The sequence below is a fragment of the Caballeronia sp. LZ029 genome, from assembly GCF_031451275.1.
GTDB classification, from domain to species: Bacteria; Pseudomonadota; Gammaproteobacteria; order Burkholderiales; family Burkholderiaceae; genus Caballeronia; species Caballeronia jiangsuensis.
In genome coordinates, this window is the sequence record NZ_JARUXO010000002.1 from 932,509 (window position 1) to 949,529 (window position 17,021).

A 17,021-nucleotide genomic window follows, 5' to 3' on the forward strand; every position below is an offset into this window, starting at 1 on the left:
AGAGATGCGCCCTCTTCGTGAGTGAAAAAAATGTTAAACCTTGCGCTTGGCTTCATCAGTTCTTTCTGCATGACGCTACTTATAGTTCGATTCGCGGGGCGCTACGGGGCGCTCTCCCTGGATCATGATTTGAACGGGGTTCAGAAGAACCATTCTCATCCGGTCCCCAGGATCGGCGGCATCGCTCTGATGGTCGCCGCTTGCGTGACCTTTCCCATCGCCGCGATTTTCGGGGGAAATCCTCGCGACGAATCCCTGCTGCTGCTGCTCTGTGCGGCGCCGGCATTTGGAAGTGGTGTGATCGAAGATTTGACGAAGCGCGTCAGCGTCCGTGCGCGTCTTCTGAGTGCGATGCTGGCGGCGCTTCTCGGCGCGTTTCTGCTCAACGGCGTGGTCGGCCGTGTGGATCTGCCGCTCGTCGATCCGATCCTGTCCGTCGCGCCTATCGCGATTGGCCTGACGGTGCTCGCGGTCGCTGGGCTTACCAACGCTGTCAATATCATCGATGGTTTCAACGGACTCGCTGCGGTCGTGTCGATTTTGATCTTCGGCTCGATCGGTTATGTCGCGCATGAAGTCGGCGACCTGCTCGTGATGAGCACCGCGCTCACGATGATCGGCGCGATCGGCGGCTTTGCGATCTGGAATTATCCGGCTGCGTCGATTTTCCTCGGTGACGGCGGTGCGTATTTCATCGGCTTCACGATCGCTGAGCTGCTCGTGCTGCTGGTCGCCCGGCACCCGACCGTCTGCGCGTGGTATGCGATGGTCGTCGCGATCTATCCGCTCTTCGAAACGCTGTTCTCGATCTACCGTCGCAGGATCGTGCGCGGCCGGCCGGTCGGCGCGCCTGACGGCATCCACCTGCATACGCTGATCTTCAAGCGTATCGTGCGCAAAGGAAGCGATCCGCGACAGCGCCAGCGCAGAAACGCGCGCACGTCGCCGTATCTGTGGGTGCTGAGCATGATCGGCATCGTGCCGGCCTCGCTCTTCTGGCACAACCCGGTGGTGCTCGCGGTGACCGCGGCCGTGTTCGTCGTCGCGTATGTCTGGCTGTACACCGCGATCGTGCGGTTCAAGACGCCGCGCTGGCTCGTGGGCAGCAGACAGGCCGTCGTTCCCGGCGCCGTGCCCGAGCAGACGACGCATCATAAGTAAATCGAAGTCACGTTAATCCGGCGCGATGCGCGCCGGAGATGGCAGGCAGAAAGGCGAAAGGCCCCGGTCGATATGACTGGGGCCTTTTTGCTTTGGGCTGGGCTTTGGGCTTTCCGTCACGCGCCTTTATCGCTCTGCGCCGGCCGTCCATGAGTCGCGCATCGGCATACGCTCTCCGCACATATCCGACCGCCATGAAACGCGGCACGACTACGGCGCCTCGATCATCGCACCAGTCTGCGCGCAAAGAAAAAGGCCCTGGTCCGTTAGACCAGGGCCTTTTGCCATAAACATCGTCATGAGCGGCGCGTGAACGCCGCCCGGCGATATCAGCTTGCCATAATACCGGCGAGATCCGCCGTGGGGGACGTGAAGAGCGGGATCGACGAAGCGTTCTGATGCTCGAGCCACTGCTGGAACATCAGCACGTTCCACAACTGCCGATGCCAGTTCTGCTCGCCCGACAGATGCTGCTGCCATTTCGCCCGCACCATTTCCGGATCGAAGAAGCCCTCGCGACGCAGCCGCGATTCGTCGAGCAGCGCTTCAGCCCAGTCGCGCAGCTCGCCGCGCAGCCAGTGCGTGATCGGCACGCCGAAGCCCTGCTTGGGCCGCTCGATCATCGCACGCGGCACATGACGATAGAGCACCTGGCGCAGCGCCCACTTGGTTTGCCCGTCGCGCACCTTCATCGATTGCGGCAGGCGCCATGCGAACTCCACGACGCGATGATCGAGGAAAGGCACGCGCGTTTCGAGCGAGACGCCCATCGCGGCGCGATCGACCTTCGTGAGAATGTCGTCGGGCAGATAGGTGATCATGTCGAGCGCCATCATGCGCTGCACGTCGTCGAGGCCGGTGAAGGCCGGCGCGTTGCCGGTCATCAGCGTAGGCGGCTGATGACCGCCGATCACGAGCGCCGCCGGGTCGTTCCATTGCGACATCAGATGCAGATACACCTCGTCGCGCGACTGGCACGACAGCAATTGCGCGCCCTTGTGGAGCTTGTCGCCGACTTTCACGCCACGCAGGGACGACGGCAGTATCGGTTCCATCAGCCCCGCCATGCTGTTCCAGCGCTTGGGCGAGATCCCGACGATGCCGGATGCCGCCAGCTTGCGCAACGACGCCGGCAGCACCGTCATCTTGTCCCACATGTCCGGCGCGGTGCGGTAGCGCTGATAGCCGCAGAAGAGCTCGTCGCCGGCGTCGCCGGACAGCGACACCGTCACGTGCTGCCGGGCGAGTTGCGATACGAGGAACGTCGGGATCTGCGATGAATCCGCGAACGGTTCGTCGTAGAGTTCGGGCAGACGCGGAATGACGTCGAGCGCTTCACGCGCCGTCACGTACAGCTCGGTATGCTCGGTGCCGAGATGCGCCGAAACGGCCTTCGCGAGCTTCGCTTCGTCGAAGTCGCTTTCGTTGAAGCCGATCGTGAACGTCTTCACCGGACGCGACGACTGCTTCTGCATCAACGCGACGATCGTCGACGAATCCACGCCGCCCGAGAGAAACGCGCCGAGCGGCACGTCGGAGAGCATCTGCTGACGGATCGCATCGCTGAGCAAGTGCTCCAGCTCTTCGACGGCATCCTCGGCAGTACCTGCAAAACCACGCGCAGTACCGTTGACTGCCGCCTCGACGCCGGACCAGTAGGCCCAGATACGCGGCTCACGCCGTTCGAGCGACACGGTGAGCATCTTGCCCGGTTCGAGCTTGTAGATGCCTTCGAAAATCGAATACGGCGCGGGCACGCAGCCGTGGCGGATCTGCAGCGTCAGCGCGCCGCGATCGACGTTGTTCTCGAACGCGGGATGCTCGCGAAGCCCTTTGAGTTCGGAGCCGAACACGAACGCAGCTTCTTCGCCCTGCCCCTGCCATCCGTAATAAAGGGGCTTTTCTCCGATCCGGTCGCGTGCGAGCGTGAGCTGGCATTCCTGCCGATCCCACACGGCGAACGCGAACATGCCGACAGCGCGTTCGATAGTCGCCTGAATGCCCCACGCATCGAAGCCGGCCATTAATGTTTCGGTATCCGAACTTCCGCGCCAGAAGGGCGCGCGCTGCGTGTCTTCCAGTTCCTCGCGCAGATCGAAATGGTTATAGATTTCGCCGTTGAAGACGATGACATAACGGCCGCTGCCCGACGACATCGGTTGATGCCCCGCCGCGGAGAGATCCTGAATCGCCAGCCGGCGATGACCGAGCGCGATGCCGCGCAGATCATCGGTCCAGTCGCCCGCGTCGTCGGGTCCGCGATAGGCGATGGCAAGCGCCATCTTCCGGACCGTTGTCTTCGAGTCGCCCGGGCCGATGCCGCGACCACCCAGAAAGCCGACGATACCGCACATGTTCGTTCTCCTTCAGATGCGGCCAGAGGCCACGCTTATGCGATGCTCACTTTTCTTGGACGAGCCGCAGGTAGATATCTTCGAAACGCTCGCGCGCGCGCATCATCGTGAATTCGGCGTGGATGCGCGCCTTCGCCATCTGGCCGAGACGGATACGCTCGTCGGGCGTCATGTCGACGACGCGGGACAGTCCGGCCGCGAGCGCGTCGGTGTTTTCCTTCGCGACGACCACGCCCGTGTTGGCGACGAGCATGGCCGCATCGCCGACGTCGGTGACGACGCATGGCAGCGCCATCGCCATCGCCTCGCCGACCACGTTCGGGAAGCCTTCGGTGCGCGACGAAAGACAGAACACGTCCATCGCCGACAGACACGCGGGCACGTCGCGCCGCTCGCCGAGCAACACGAAGCGCGACGCGAATCCCGTCTTTGCGATCCAGTCCGCGAGTTCGCGATTGTTCGCGTCGAGATCGCGGCCGACCATCATGAAGCGCACGCCGGGATGGCGCGCGGCGAGCATGCCCGCCGCGCGCACGAAATTCTCATGATCCTTCACGGGGTGGAAGCGCCCGAGAATGCCGACCACGACCGAGCCGTCCTCGAATCCGCATTGCTGGCGGATCGTGGCGCGTTGCTCGGGCGTCGCGGAAAGGCGCGCGACATCGAATCCGTTCGGCACGACCATCATGCGGCTCGCGTCATAGCCGACCGACACGTGCGCCCGGCGCGACGCCTCGGCCGCGCACACGATCGCCTGCGGCACGGAGTACGACAGCCACGCGCAGATCTTGCGCAACAGCACGGTCACGCGCGAGCCGCCCGATTTCACGTCGGTGGTGCGCACGCCCCAGACGATGCGCTTGTGCGCAGCGAGCCGTCCCGCGAGTCCGCCGAGAAAGTCGGCGTGGTACATCCACGTCTGAATGATGTCGGGGCGCACCTTGCGAATCAGTTTCACGAGGTGCCACAACGCGCGCGGAAAGCCGAGCGGCGAACGCATGCCGAGGCTATGCACGTCGATGCCGCGAGCGGCCAGTTCTTCACCGACCTTGCCGGTCGTCGTGAGCGAGCAGACGACGTGACGAAACCGCGGATCTTCGATGTGCGACTCGATGAGGCGCTGAAGCATGCGTTCAGCGCCGTCCGCATTGAGCGCAACGATGACATGGAAAAGCTTCATGGTCCCGGCTGCCGTTTTTCTGCGATGGGCCCGTCCCCAGGCAACCGGCGCGCGCGCTGCTGGCGGAGATGCTGGTGCTGACGGGTGTGTTTTATGGCGATGGGCTGCCTCGCCGGACGATCTGTGCGACACGGGCGCAAAACATTGCCCGATGCGGCTTCCAGTCTCCGATGAGTCATCAATGTAAGCCGGCGCCCGTGGCACGCACTGTGCGACGCGCCACACGCCGGTTGTCTTGCCCGCGCGCGACTGGCCGCGGGCGCCGATTGCGTCATGCGCGCCTCATCGGGCCGCGCCACGGATTCCATTTGCGAAGCTGCGTCTTCAGATCGATGACCGTGATTCCGCCGACCGCATTCCACGTGTGGAGTCCCTGATGGCCGCGCGGCGGCGTGCGAATCGACACGGTCCGTTCGGCGTAGGTCGTCGTCGTGAGTTCGGTGATTTCGCGGAACGTCAGCGCGGCGCCGTATTCGCGCTCGCAATTCTGCGCGGGACGGATCAGGCGGTTCTGTGCGTCCTTGAACAGGTTGCCGGCCATGCGCGCGAGACGGCAGTCGGAGACGACCGGATTCATCGGATGCGCGGTCCATTCGCCGAACGGGCTGTCGGAGTGGAAGATCGACAGTTCGTCCCAGTTCGATCCGCCGTCTTCGGTCATGCTCGTGAACATCCACCACGTCTTGCCGTCGTGATAGAGCGTCGTGTCGGCCGCGACGACGTCGCGCATGATGACCTTGTGCAGCACCCAGTCGGTCGGAAACGAAGCGGCGCGGTACATTTCGATCGTACGATTGCCGCACGTCTCCGGGATCATGAAAACCTCGCCTTCATGCTCGAAGAGAAACGGGTACGACAGGTGATAGCTCTTGTCGAGCACGACGCGCGGCGTCTCCTGCCACCTCTGCGTCACCGGATCGAACGCGATATGGCTGATCGTGCCGCGGTTCGTGTCGTAGGGAAGGCTCTCGAAGAACAGGTGATAGTCGCCGTTCTTGCCGCGCCAGAGGAACGGATCGGCGTGAAACTGCGACGTCATGCCGGGAAGCGTGACCCAGTTGCGGCTTTCGTCTCCTTCGACGCTGTTCTCCGCGCCCGTGCGACGGTACGCCAAAACCCAGTGCCCGCGCTGAATCAGCAGCTTGAGCGGCTGGTTCAGCACCTTGCGGCCGAGATGCCGCAATGCGAAACACGCCGACGTGAAAGCCGACAGACGCGCTGTCCGCACCTTCGCCTTGACGAGCGGCAGGTCACGAGGCGACGAGGCCGCCTCCAGGCGCTTCTGCGCCCGCTCGACGAGAACGGCGACGCGCCGCAGACTCGTCTGCAGCGACTTCAAGAAGAAGAGCTTTTCCGGTATCGCGACATACGATTCCGCCAGCAGACGCATTTCGTCCGATTCGGGCGACTTCCATACGACCTGGATATGCGGAGTTCGGCATTGGAGCAGCGCTTTCCACAGCGCCTCGATGTTCTCGCAGCCGTCGTACAGGACCATGATCGGTGCACGGGCATGAGAGGGGATCCGCGGTGTCTCGTCGGAGTCACCGTAGATCCGCTTTTCGACGCGCGTCCACCACTCGAGCACGGAAGGATATGCGGGTTGCGCCATTTCTTTTCCCTCAGACAGCAGCGATTTGCCAGTCGATCGCACTTCCATCTTTAGCTAAACGCTTAACTGTCTTTTATATGTGTTGTGTTCCGGCGGTTTGAAATGATGAACAGTCCATTTCATGCTGATGCCGGCGAAGAAAGACTAGAGTCTGGGAAATGTGCGTGCGGTGCGCTATCGCACACTGCTGCGACAGCTAATTAATGCGAGGGATTTGAACGGCTGTGCCGGAAATGCGGCGTTGCGTGATGATCGGCGGCTTGGCGGGAGGTTGCTTCGCCGATGGCGGCGGAGATCCTAACTTGTTGGCGGAGCAGGAAAATTTTTCGTGAATCAACGCTCATCACGGCGCACGGCGACTTCGCGCCTGCGAAACCAGGTCTGCCGCTTGTGACCCGGCTCGCTCGTTTCATCTGCCTTATGCCTGGAAAAAGGCGAAAAGATAATTTCGAACACGGCCAGCAATGCGAGACCGATTATTGCGAAAAAAACAATTGCGCCTATAACACCGACTACTGACATGCTTCCTCCGCGCTCATCCGCGATGAATCAAGCATTAGATAAAACCCGTGGCTGAAAGTTTGACCGAATGACTTTGATTTATTTTTGATTATATCACATGGCTAATCGGCCAATTTTCCGCCACGCGACATCCAGCATGATTTTCCGATGCATCCGGTGCGCGCAAATCGCTGAACAAATGGGTGAAAGCACGTCTGTTCCGGCGACCGGCGGCGCAAGGAGCCATGCCCGGCGCGCTTCGCAGCACGCACGCGTCGTGCACGCCACCCCGCGCCGTCCGGCGGACGCGACCGCAATTAATCGAATTCCGATACGCGGTGCATTAATTATTGCGGCCATTTTTCGAAAGACAGCATTCCGCCATTCGAATGTCTTCAACTGATATACGACGTTTCTTCGACAGTTGGCCGCCTATTTGACCGACAATTAACCGGTCATTCAGCGATAAGAAGGCCCGAACTCACGCGAGACGTTCTTTCTCGGTGGGTTTGTCGGATGTTGTCAAGAGAATGTCCGCGACCGCCAACAATGAGAGGCCCACGACGGCCACGAATCCGACGGTCCCGGCGAACATGCTGACGAGCTTCATGGTTTCCTCCGCCAATCAAAGGGCGAATGCCTCCGTTGCTCAAGGCTGCAACGGGCGCTCGGCGATGTACGCACGAGCGCCCGCAAGCGTTCAAACGGTAGCATAGGCGTAACTTCGCCGAAAAAGTATTCATTTCGCAGCGAAGTACGCGCCCGCGCGGTTTGCGCAGACAAGAAGAATCGTCAGTCGGAGGAAAACGGGTCCGCGTCAGCGGCCACGTCGGCTAAAGCCAGCCGCTACCTCCGACTCCGCGCCACCGTGACTCCACGCATGCCTCGGGGAATCGCGGCCGCCGCCCATCGCGCGGGTCAGGATGGCCCGGGTGCCGGGCGTCGCGCTGACGTTCGCGAGCTGATGCGCGTCGACCCACAATAATTCGTGGAATCTGGCGTCGGCTTTCGGCCGCAAGTGCACGTCGTCCGGTATCGCAATGCGAAAGACATGATGCAGATGATGCGCCGATACCTGCTGAAACAAAAAAGCGGCGGCGCTCGCCTGCACCCCGGTGTCTTCGTGCAGCGCTCGGATCGCCGCAATAATCGTCAATTCGTCGAATGCTACCGCTCCGCCTGGCAGCAACCACGGTCCGCCACGCTCCCGGACCAGCAGCACTGACTGGTGACGAACCAGCAGCACTGTTGCTCGTTCTCTCATCCCCGTCTCCGTGTTGCACCCCAATTCGTTGTTGGATTTGATGGTGCGATACGAGGCCCGGCGTGCCATTTTGATTTCACCGTCGCCCCGATCTTAAGCATGAACTGGCGTGCACGCTCGATCTTCACAGGCTTCGTTGCGCTTCGCAATGCGTGATGTCCCACGTATGTGCGCTGCATGACGAGGCAGGATCGGAAAAAACGTCCGAGATGGCAGGAATGTCAGGGAGTCCGGTCGGGAGAAGATTCGCGGCCGTGCGCGGGTTTCGAATGCGCACGGCCGGCGATACCTACTACGATGAGCGAGCCATTCTTGCCGTCGATGTCATTCGCCGAGCGCCGGATCGCTCATGCTGTCGCGTCCGGTCTCGACGTGACCCGCGAGGCGCCGCAAGAACGCGCGATCGGTGTCGACCTTGATTTCGATGTCGTACCAGCCGTGGGCGTCGCGCAGATCGAGGTAGAGCTGCGCGGTGTCGCCGCCGCGCACGCGCCGCGCGATCGTCTTCGACGGATCGTACGCATTGATCACGCTGAAGGTGCACGCGGCCGTTCCGCGATTCACGAGCCGCAGTTGCAGATTGCCGTTGGCGACGTCGTAGCCCTCCGCGACTTCCGGCGCGGCCTGTTCGCGCGACCACCAGCCGGACGACGGCGCGTCCGCTGTGCCCGCGATCCGCCGCAGAAATCCGTTTGGACCGTGCACGACGAAATCGAAGCTGCCGTCCGGATTCGCCGCGACGCGGTCCGCGAGACGCTTGCGCGCCTCGACCGTGTAGGTGCGCGGCGCATCGGCGCTCGCGTTGCGATAGAGCAGAAACACCGCGCCCACGCCGCCGGTGTTGACGAAATCGAACGACACGGCGCCCTTCGACGAATGTGTGCGCACGAACAGCTCGTACGGCAACGCGCGCGCGGCGCGAACGCCGGGCTCCTGCTTCGGGACCGCCTGCGTCGTCGGCGGAACGGGCACGTAGTCCTGATGGCGCAGCTTGTCGGGCGGCACGTAGCCGCTCGTGCCGGGCAGCGTGGGCATCGCGGTGTTCGGATTGCGGAAATCGAACGCGGATGTCAGGTCGCCGCAGATCGACCGGCGCCACGGCGAGATGTTCGGCTCGGCGAGGCCGTGCACGCGGCCGAAGCGCTTCTGGATGAAGCGGATCACCGACGTATGGTCGAAGGTTTCGGAGCACACCCAGCCGCCTTTGGACCACGGCGACACGACGAGCATCGGCACGCGCGCGCCGAGGCCATACGGGCCGCTCGCGTATTTCGCGCTGCCCGGAAAAATCTCGGCAGTCGTATCGACGGTCGAAAGGCCGTTTGCGCTCGAAGTCGGCGGGAACGGCGGAACGAGGTGGTCGAAGAAACCGTCGTTTTCGTCGTAGTTGATGAGGAGCGCTGTCTTGCTCCATACATCCGGGTTCGACGTCAGCACCTGCAAGACCTGATCGATATACCAGGCGCCGTAGTTCGCGGGCCAGTTCGGGTGCTCGGAGAACGCTTCCGGCGCGACGATCCACGAGACCTGCGGCAGCGTGTTCGCTTGCACGTCGCGCTTCAGGATCGCGAAGTAGTCGTCGCCGGCGGCCGCGTTCGTGCCGCGACGCGCCTTTTCGTATAGCGGACTGCCGGGCTGCGCGTTCTGATATTGCGTGAAGTAGAGCAGCGAGTTGTCGCCGTAGTTGCCGATGTACGCATCGTCGGTCCAGCCCCACGAGTTCTTCGCGTCGAGTCCGGCGCCGATGTCCTGATAGATCTTCCACGAGATGCCCGCGCGCTCGAGCACTTCGGGAAACGTGGACCAGCCGTAGCCGGCTTCCGCGTTGTCGACGACGGGACCGCCGCCTGCGCCGTCGTTGCCGACGTAGCCGGTCCACATGTAGTAGCGGTTCGGATCGGTCGATGTGTTCGTCGAGCAGTGATAGGCGTCGCAGATCGTGAACGCGTCCGCGAGCTGATAGTGGAACGGGATGTCGTCGCGTTGCAGATACGCCATCGTCGTCGTGCCCTTGAACGGCACCCACTGATCGTACAGACCGCCGTGGAATGCGCCCTGCCCGCTCACCCAGTCGTGCGGCAAATCCTGCAGGAACTGCAGGCCGAGGTTCGACGCGCCGGGATGAAACGGCAGCACTTCGCCCGCGCCCGCCGCGATCGGCTGGTTGAAAACGGGCTTGCCGCCCGGCAGCGTCACCGCGCTCTTGTCACCGAAGCCGCGCACACCACGCAAGGTGCCGAAGTAATGATCGAACGAACGATTCTCCTGCATCAGCACGACGATATGCTCGATGTCCTCGATCGATCCATGACGGTTGTTCGCGGGAATCGCGAGCGCCTGGCGAATGCCGAGCGGCATCACGTTCAGCGCGGCGGTCGCGCCTGCGGCCTCGACGGCCGCGCGCAGAAAATCACGACGGTTCTTGTTTTTCATTCGTTTCGCGGGGAAGTGAATAGGAAAGGTCAGTCCACCGTGTGAATCACCGGTGTCGCGAGCGGCTCCGACGCGGACCGTGCGACGACGGCTCGCTCGGCCGGATCGGATGCGCCTGCCGTGGCTTGCTTCGCCCAGTCCTGAAGCTCGCTGGTTGCGTTCGTCGCGTTCGTCGCGTTCGTGATGCTCGTGGCGGGTGTTGCGGACGGCTCGCTGGCCGTTTCCTGCTTGCCGCATCCGCAAACGATTGCGCTGACGCAAACGGCAAAACACGCCACCACGGCGTGGCGGCTCGGGACGATCGACATCGGGATTCTCCGGCGGGGTCGCGCATATCGATACAGCGCTGCGAAGCTTAGCCACGGCTTGTGTAAGCAATGTGACCGGTCCGCGATACCATAGACATGACAAGACGAATCGCCATCCAAAGGACGACAAGCGCGTGATACAGCACGACGATGCGAGCGGAGACCTTCGCGAGAACAAGCCAGCCCATTCCAGCGGGATCGTCCACGAAGCCGATCGCAGGCACGCGCTCTTGCTCGCGGTGGCGTTATCGCTCGGCAGCGCCATCGCACTCGGGCTCGCACGCTTTTCCTACGCGCTTCTTCTTCCGCCGATGCGGCTCGACCTCGCGTGGAACTTCGCCCAGGCCGGCGCGATGAATACCGCGAACGCGTTCGGCTATCTGCTCGGCGCGCTCGCGTTCTCCCGGTTGTCGAGGCGCGTCGCCTCCCGGACGCTGTTCATCGCCGGTTGCGCGCTCACGGCTTTACTGATGGCGGCGAGCGGCGCAACGACCGATACCAACGCCCTGCTCGCGCTGCGCGTGGCGACGGGCATCGGCAGCGCGCTCATCTTCGTGAGCGGCGGCGTGCTCGCTGCACGGCTTGCATCGATGTCGCCGCGCGACGCGGGACTCGTGATCGGCCTCTACTACGGCGGCACGGGCTGGGGCATCGTGATTTCGTCGGTAGTCGTTCCGCTCACGGTTTTGCCGGTTGCGCACGGCTGGCGCTTCGCGTGGTTCGCGCTCGCCGCGGCCTGCGCCGCCTTTTCCGGCGTTGCGATTTGGGCCGCGCGGCGGATCGAATCCGCACAACCGCTTTCGTCGTCGGTGCGTCACGGTGCGGAGTCCACAGCCGGCGCGCCGGTGCAACGTCGGCGCTTCGCGCTCGCGCTCGCCGGATATGGATGCTTCGGCATCGGCTATATCGGCTACATGACGTTCATCGTCGCCCTGCTTCGCAATGCAGGCATGAGGGCGGAGGTGGTGAGCGGCTTCTATGTTCTTCTGGGTGTGGCGACGGTGGTATCGGCGCGGATGTGGTCCGGGCTGCTCGATCGCATGCGCGGCGGTCAGGCACTGGCGATCCTGAACGGCCTGCTCGCTGCGGCAACGCTCATTCCTGCGATGCTCGTGCATCCGCTGGCGGCATTCGTTTCGGGGACGCTGTTCGGTGCGACGTTTCTGTCGGCGGTGGCATCGACGACGGCATTCGTGCGGCACAACCTGCCGGCGAATCAATGGCCGACGGGCATCAACGCATTCACGATCGTGTTCGCGCTCGGGCAGATCGTCGGGCCGGTGGTGATCGGACGGGTGTCGGATAGCGCGGGGCTCACTCGCGGCCTCGTGTATTCCGCGCTCGTGCTGGCGGCGGGCGCGGTGCTCGCGGCTTGTCAGAAGCCGCTGAGCCGGCCTGTCAGATCAGGCTGAAGGATATTACGGATTCCAGATGAATCCGCGTCGCTCGCGAGAATCAGATCCGGCTGCCCGCGCGCGCTTTTTTCATCTTCGCGTAGACATGGGCACAGAACGCGTCGGCGACCACGCGATTGACCGTGAGAATATTTTCGGCGCTCACGCTCTCGCGTGAAAGTCCCTGCTTTTCGATGAGCCGCTGCGGAATCAACTGGCTCACGAACGAGTGGCAAAGCTCCTTGCGCGCTGAAGCGTCGACCGACTCGAAGTACTCGCGGCCAGCCTGGATCTCTTCGCTCATCTTGGCTTTGGCCGTGTCGTTCTGAACCTGGATGCTTGCCTTGAGATGCGCCTGCGCCGTATCGCGCGAGCGACGGTCTTTTTTGTCGTCCTCGAGTTGCTTCGCCTTGATCGACGCCATTCTCCGGTCCGCTTCGCCGATGCGGTAATTCCCCTCCAGCGCCTTGAAGAGATAGCCGCGCGGGCTGACCGTCACCTTGCCCTCGTTGAGCTTGAACCGCGTGTATTCGATCGCCTGCTCGAGCCGCTCGTCGGTCCAGACGTCGCGTCGCTTGGCGAGGCGCTCGAAGTCGGGCGTATCGAAGGCGAATTCGTTGTGCAACAGGAGATACATCGAATCCTGAATGCCGGCGCGCGCGGCGTCCGCGCCCTGCTTTTTCGTGAAGCGGAAACGGATTTTCAGCTTTTCGGCCGGAACACGTTCGGCGTTGGGCTCCCAGCTGACATCGAAATCCGAGACGTCGTTGAGCTGGTCGATGGCGGGCTCGAGGAAGCGCTTCTTGAATTCCTTCACTTCCTTGCGCGACTCGCCCACCTTGCCCGGCCATTCCAGCACGTCTTCGAACGCGAACCACTCTGTCACGCCGTGCCCTTCGCACGGGATGAGGCGGTCGTAGATCGCGCGGGCGAGCGAAAGCGAGAAAGCCGTCGATGCGCGCAGGCTCAGCCAGTGCGCCTTGTACGGGCTGATCAGATACTTGATGACGCGTCCGGCAAGCAGGATGCAGACGACGTTACGCTCGATATAGCAATCGCCCAGCAGGCTGATGGTTCCCCACGAGTCCTTTTCGGTCAGCTCCTCGATCGACGGCGCCGTCATGATTTCGACACGCGCCCGGGCCGCGGAGCGCATCTGCGCGATGAGGTGACTGTGGTTTCGGCTGTCGTAGCGCATCAGCCACTTGAAGTAGTTGATGTCGGCCGTGAACGTATAGACCTTGTCGTCGATGAGCTCTTCAGGCGCCTTGGTCGCAACGATGAAGTACGCGGCATCGAGCACGCGACGCGCGGCGATGCCCAGGCCGCCGACCCGGGTGAAGATGTTGTTGCGCAGGAAACCAATGTCCCTTGTCGATTCGCAGATCGCCGAACCCTGCGCGGACATGTCTTCGTAGATGTCCAGCGCCAGTTGTTTCGGCGTGACGGTGAGGTCTTGGTTTTCCATGCTTCCGATTCGGCTTCGATCCCCGGCACTCTATCAGGCGAGCGAGGGGTGTCAACACAAAAACCGCCCCGGAAATCCTCAGGCTTATCCGCACAAAAACCGTCCCGATTGCCGGGAGCGATCACAATTTCCGCCCCGGTCGCCACAAATTCCGGCCCAATTTGCCCAATTTGCGGATCGGGCATCACAAAAACCGTCCCACGCTTCACAAAAAGCGTCCCTATCCACAGGGTTGGTGCTTGATTTCAAAGGGAAATGAGACGCTTTGTTTGTTGGTGGGTGGGTTTAGGTTTACAAAAAAGCATGACAAACGGGACCATAAGGTTTACTCGAAAGTTACGACAGAATCGTTAAGTGCTTGAATATGCAGAGGTAATTCTCACAACGAGACCTGCACAAAAACCGCCCCCGGGGTGGTTTTTGTGCGACGGCCAGAGTGGAGGTTAAGGAATTGCAGAAGCGGGATGCAGAATCGGGGGGGTAGGAGCGGTGGATTGAGTGCGCGGGCAAGGGTAAAAAAGGCTGAAAAATCAAACGAATGCGGACTTGGCACTGGCCGATTAATCAATTCTCCGCGCAACACAACCTTGTTTACGCGTATTCGTGTATTCTGCGCTTCGGCGTCAATACTTGGAGAAAGCGCAGAATGGCAAACGTAGGCACCCTACCTATGGAAGACCGGAAGGTTACCCTTCGCGAAGTGGCGGAATTCGCCGATAACCTCGAACCCTTCTCGGACAACCTTCGGGAGCAAATCCTCGCTCCTCGGCCGCGCAAGCTTGCGCCTTTTTATACGATCAGCGAGCTGGCTGAGATGTGCAATCTCACCCGACAGCAGATTCAATATCTGGTGACAAAGGGCGAAGGGGGTTTGCCCCCGGGCACGCTCAATGGAAGCGGCCGAAGCCGGACGTTTACTCTCCCCGAAGTGCGCGTATGGGTGAAGATGGCTTCCGACATTTATCAGACGCGCCTCGGCGACGGCGATAGTGGGTTCCGAGGCAAAGTGCTGACGACCGCTCAATTGAAGGGCGGTTCGGCAAAGACCACGACCACGGTTTGCCTGGCACAAGCGTTGACTCTTCTGGGCCGCAAGGTGTTGCTCGTTGACCTCGATCCGCAGGCTTCCGCTTCTGAGTTGTGTGGTCTCTATGCCGAGAAGGAAATATCCGGCGATGACACCGTGCTGCCCTATATCTACGATCAAAACGTCGAAGGTGGCCTCGGGGCGAGCGTGCAGTCGACGTACTGGGATGGCCTCGACATCATCCCGGGTCATACCTTCTTATATGGAGCAGAGTTTCTTCTGCCCGCTCGCCAAAAAACGATTCAGGGTTACCGATTCTGGGCGGTGTTACGCGAGGGCCTCGAACCGCTGCGTTCGCAGTACGACTACATCTTGATCGACACGTCGCCGTCGCTGTCGTATATGAACCTTAACGCGCTGCTTGCAGCGGACGCGCTCGTCATGCCGATGATTCCGGAGAATCTGGACTTCATCAGTTCGCTCGCGTTCTGGCGATTGTTCTCCGACGTCGCGGAAGATTTTCTTCCATATGAAGAAGACAAAGTCTATGACTTCATTTCCATCTTGTTGTCAAAGGTGGATTATGGCAAGACGTCTTCGGCGCCGGTCGTGCGTCAGTGGGCTCAAAGCGCGTATGGTCGTTGGCTCGATCCGTTCGAGATTCCGGCGAGCTCGGTGATGAGTGGCGGCGCCCTTTCGTTCTCGACCGCGCTTGACGTCGTCAGCACGCACTCCACGGCGAAGTCACTTCAGCGGGTGCGCCAGCCCATGATTCAATACGCCAAATGGCTGGATGATATGTTCGTCAAATCGTGGAAGGAGCCGGCATGAGTAATAACATCCGAGAACAGCTCATGGCCAAAACGGCCAATCTTCCGAAGCCAGCGGATTTTAAAGGCGAGAACAAGAAGGATAAGACGAACCGCGGTCCGCAGACGATGCCGGGCATCACGAGCGCTTTGGCCGCTGCCCAGCTTCGGATTCAGGAGCTTGAGGCGCGAGGTGTCGAGACCGAGATTTCCGTCGACATCATCGTGCCGAATCCGTGGCAGCCGCGTCGTCAGTTCAGCGAGGCCAAGCTCGCGGAGCTGGCGCGATCGATCGGTGAAGTCGGATTGCTACAGGCGGTCACGGTTCGGCGGGTCGGGGAGGGGTTTCAACTTGTCGCGGGAGAGCGACGTTGGCGCGCGCACAAGCTGATCAACAAGGAGACGGTTCGTGCGGTCGTGATCGATTGCACGGATCAGGATATGGCAGCTCTCGCGCTGATGGAAAACGTCACGCGCGATGATCTCTCCGATTACGAAATCGCCATCGCGATTCGTCGAGCGGAAGCGGAGTTTCCCAATCGAACGCGGCTTGCGGAAGCGATGGGGATTACGCGAAGCGATCTTTATCGATTTCTTGCGTACGACTCGTTGCCGGACTTCGTGAAGCGAGATCTGGATTTGAATCCTTCAGTGCTTGGAGCTTCGTCGGCGCAGGATATCGTCAACGCGCTAAAGAAGACCGGTGAGCAGGGACTCAAGGCGTTGCGGGAGTTGTGGCAGCAGGTTCTTTCGGGCGATCTGGTGCAGACCAAGGTCGCGGCGAGTTTGAGTGCGCAGGCGGGTCGTGGAGAACCGGCTACAGATGCCGGCGGCCGAAGCATTCTCAAGATATTCGCTGGAAAGGTTCAAGCTGGAAGCATCACCAAGGATGTGAAGGGGCTGACGTTCAAGTTCAAAGCAGGTGTCATGACGGAGGAGCAGGAAAATCAGCTGAGGGAGCACATAGGAAAGATGTTCTCCATACAGTCGGAGTGATCGATCCACAACCCGCTTCGGCGGGTTTTTTATCGCCGGCATTTTTTTTTGATTGGGACGGGCCCGCGGGTTGAACTCGCTTCGCTCCGATGGAGTGTCCGAATTCGGACACTGGGACGAGTTTGCACGAAGCCCTCGGCGCTCAATGGGAGCCTCTCGGCTTTGATTTGACGCTAGTGTCCGAATTCGGACACTTTGATCGCTGAGTTAAGGAGACTGAGCTCTCATGACGGAATCAGATCAGAAGGCACGGAAGAACAAATCGCTTTTAAGTCTGAGTAAAGGCTCACCTGAATACTGCTCACCGAGGCCAGGGCAAGTGGCATACAACTTCTTACGGCACGTGGGGAGGTTACGTGCTGCGAAAGCGACGTTTCAACATTACCGCTGCTCAACCGCTTTGACTTCGCGCTTGTCGACTGCGCGTGCAGATCAATTCGCTCGATGAATCGGAGCGGGATTCCGCGTGAGCGTCGGAGTCTAGCCAGCTTGGGTGGAAAGACGCGTGCTCGCG

At 61.3% G+C, this 17,021-nt stretch carries 13 protein-coding genes; 4 read left to right on the forward strand and 9 right to left on the reverse strand.

All coding sequences use genetic code 11. The features are described 5' to 3' along the window. Positions 1 to 30: 30 nt before the first annotated feature. Entirely contained in the window at positions 31 to 1,161 is a 1,131-nt protein-coding gene (locus tag QCE73_RS19050; protein ID WP_035500329.1) for a glycosyltransferase, read from the forward strand. Positions 1,162 to 1,490: 329 nt separating this feature from the next. On the opposite strand, the gene asnB is transcribed toward QCE73_RS19050, so the two are convergent. The 8 genes from asnB to QCE73_RS19090 all read right to left on the reverse strand — a co-directional run bounded on the left by asnB (position 1,491) and on the right by QCE73_RS19090 (position 10,813). Continuing rightward, on the reverse strand, positions 1,491 to 3,515 hold the full coding sequence (gene asnB, locus QCE73_RS19055; RefSeq protein ID WP_309883030.1) for an asparagine synthase (glutamine-hydrolyzing): 2,025 nt from the start codon (positions 3,513 to 3,515) through the stop codon (positions 1,491 to 1,493). Between the two features lie 46 nt (positions 3,516 to 3,561). Next, on the reverse strand, positions 3,562 to 4,695 hold the full coding sequence (locus QCE73_RS19060; RefSeq protein WP_309883032.1) for a glycosyltransferase: 1,134 nt from the start codon (positions 4,693 to 4,695) through the stop codon (positions 3,562 to 3,564). 271 nt (positions 4,696 to 4,966) lie between these two features. Next, the gene (locus tag QCE73_RS19065; protein WP_309883034.1) at positions 4,967 to 6,307 is read right to left on the reverse strand and encodes a hypothetical protein; all 1,341 of its coding nucleotides are present in this window, start codon (positions 6,305 to 6,307) and stop codon (positions 4,967 to 4,969) included. A 333-nt stretch (positions 6,308 to 6,640) separates the two neighbouring features. Continuing rightward, positions 6,641 to 6,829 (reverse strand): hypothetical protein, encoded by a 189-nt coding sequence (locus QCE73_RS19070; RefSeq protein ID WP_309883035.1) that lies wholly within the window; start codon positions 6,827 to 6,829, stop codon positions 6,641 to 6,643. A gap of 460 nt (positions 6,830 to 7,289) precedes the next feature. Next, positions 7,290 to 7,418 carry a hypothetical protein gene (locus QCE73_RS19075; RefSeq protein ID WP_255503871.1) on the reverse strand — a complete coding sequence of 43 codons (129 nt, stop codon included), beginning with the start codon at positions 7,416 to 7,418 and terminating at the stop codon, positions 7,290 to 7,292. 207 nt (positions 7,419 to 7,625) lie between these two features. Further along, the gene (locus QCE73_RS19080) at positions 7,626 to 8,072 is read right to left on the reverse strand and encodes an NUDIX domain-containing protein (protein ID WP_035500420.1); all 447 of its coding nucleotides are present in this window, start codon (positions 8,070 to 8,072) and stop codon (positions 7,626 to 7,628) included. A 324-nt stretch (positions 8,073 to 8,396) separates the two neighbouring features. Further along, positions 8,397 to 10,505 carry a phosphocholine-specific phospholipase C gene (locus tag QCE73_RS19085; RefSeq protein WP_309883037.1) on the reverse strand — a complete coding sequence of 703 codons (2,109 nt, stop codon included), beginning with the start codon at positions 10,503 to 10,505 and terminating at the stop codon, positions 8,397 to 8,399. Between the two features lie 29 nt (positions 10,506 to 10,534). Further along, entirely contained in the window at positions 10,535 to 10,813 is a 279-nt protein-coding gene (locus tag QCE73_RS19090; RefSeq protein WP_309883038.1) for a hypothetical protein, read from the reverse strand. Positions 10,814 to 11,010: 197 nt separating this feature from the next. Between QCE73_RS19090 and QCE73_RS19095 the strand changes: the two genes are divergently transcribed. Beyond that, positions 11,011 to 12,225 carry a YbfB/YjiJ family MFS transporter gene (locus tag QCE73_RS19095; RefSeq protein WP_309883162.1) on the forward strand — a complete coding sequence of 405 codons (1,215 nt, stop codon included), beginning with the start codon at positions 11,011 to 11,013 and terminating at the stop codon, positions 12,223 to 12,225. Positions 12,226 to 12,268: 43 nt separating this feature from the next. On the opposite strand, the gene QCE73_RS19100 is transcribed toward QCE73_RS19095, so the two are convergent. Continuing rightward, the gene (locus QCE73_RS19100) at positions 12,269 to 13,675 is read right to left on the reverse strand and encodes a replication initiation protein (protein ID WP_309883040.1); all 1,407 of its coding nucleotides are present in this window, start codon (positions 13,673 to 13,675) and stop codon (positions 12,269 to 12,271) included. A 646-nt stretch (positions 13,676 to 14,321) separates the two neighbouring features. Here QCE73_RS19100 and QCE73_RS19105 point away from each other — a divergent pair. Further along, a complete protein-coding gene (locus QCE73_RS19105) occupies positions 14,322 to 15,533 on the forward strand; it encodes an AAA family ATPase (protein WP_309883042.1) in 1,212 nt (403 codons plus the stop codon). Then, positions 15,530 to 16,507, forward strand: coding sequence for a ParB/RepB/Spo0J family partition protein (locus QCE73_RS19110; protein ID WP_309883043.1), 978 nt, complete (start codon positions 15,530 to 15,532; stop codon positions 16,505 to 16,507). The genes QCE73_RS19105 and QCE73_RS19110 overlap by 4 nt, the downstream gene beginning before the upstream one ends. Positions 16,508 to 17,021 lie beyond the last annotated feature (514 nt).

Bases quoted from the DNA above. Each gene is read 5' to 3' on its own strand.
- QCE73_RS19050 (WP_035500329.1), top strand. From the start codon at position 31: ATGTTAAACCTTGCGCTTGGCTTCATCAGTTCTTTCTGCATGACGCTA.
- asnB (WP_309883030.1), bottom strand. From the start codon at position 3,515: ATGTGCGGTATCGTCGGCTTTCTGGGTGGTCGCGGCATCGGCCCGGGC.
- QCE73_RS19060 (WP_309883032.1), bottom strand. From the start codon at position 4,695: ATGAAGCTTTTCCATGTCATCGTTGCGCTCAATGCGGACGGCGCTGAA.
- QCE73_RS19065 (WP_309883034.1), bottom strand. From the start codon at position 6,307: ATGGCGCAACCCGCATATCCTTCCGTGCTCGAGTGGTGGACGCGCGTC.
- QCE73_RS19070 (WP_309883035.1), bottom strand. From the start codon at position 6,829: ATGTCAGTAGTCGGTGTTATAGGCGCAATTGTTTTTTTCGCAATAATC.
- QCE73_RS19075 (WP_255503871.1), bottom strand. From the start codon at position 7,418: ATGAAGCTCGTCAGCATGTTCGCCGGGACCGTCGGATTCGTGGCCGTC.
- QCE73_RS19080 (WP_035500420.1), bottom strand. From the start codon at position 8,072: ATGAGAGAACGAGCAACAGTGCTGCTGGTTCGTCACCAGTCAGTGCTG.
- QCE73_RS19085 (WP_309883037.1), bottom strand. From the start codon at position 10,505: ATGAAAAACAAGAACCGTCGTGATTTTCTGCGCGCGGCCGTCGAGGCC.
- QCE73_RS19090 (WP_309883038.1), bottom strand. From the start codon at position 10,813: ATGTCGATCGTCCCGAGCCGCCACGCCGTGGTGGCGTGTTTTGCCGTT.
- QCE73_RS19100 (WP_309883040.1), bottom strand. From the start codon at position 13,675: ATGGAAAACCAAGACCTCACCGTCACGCCGAAACAACTGGCGCTGGAC.
- QCE73_RS19105 (WP_309883042.1), top strand. From the start codon at position 14,322: ATGGCAAACGTAGGCACCCTACCTATGGAAGACCGGAAGGTTACCCTT.
- QCE73_RS19110 (WP_309883043.1), top strand. From the start codon at position 15,530: ATGAGTAATAACATCCGAGAACAGCTCATGGCCAAAACGGCCAATCTT.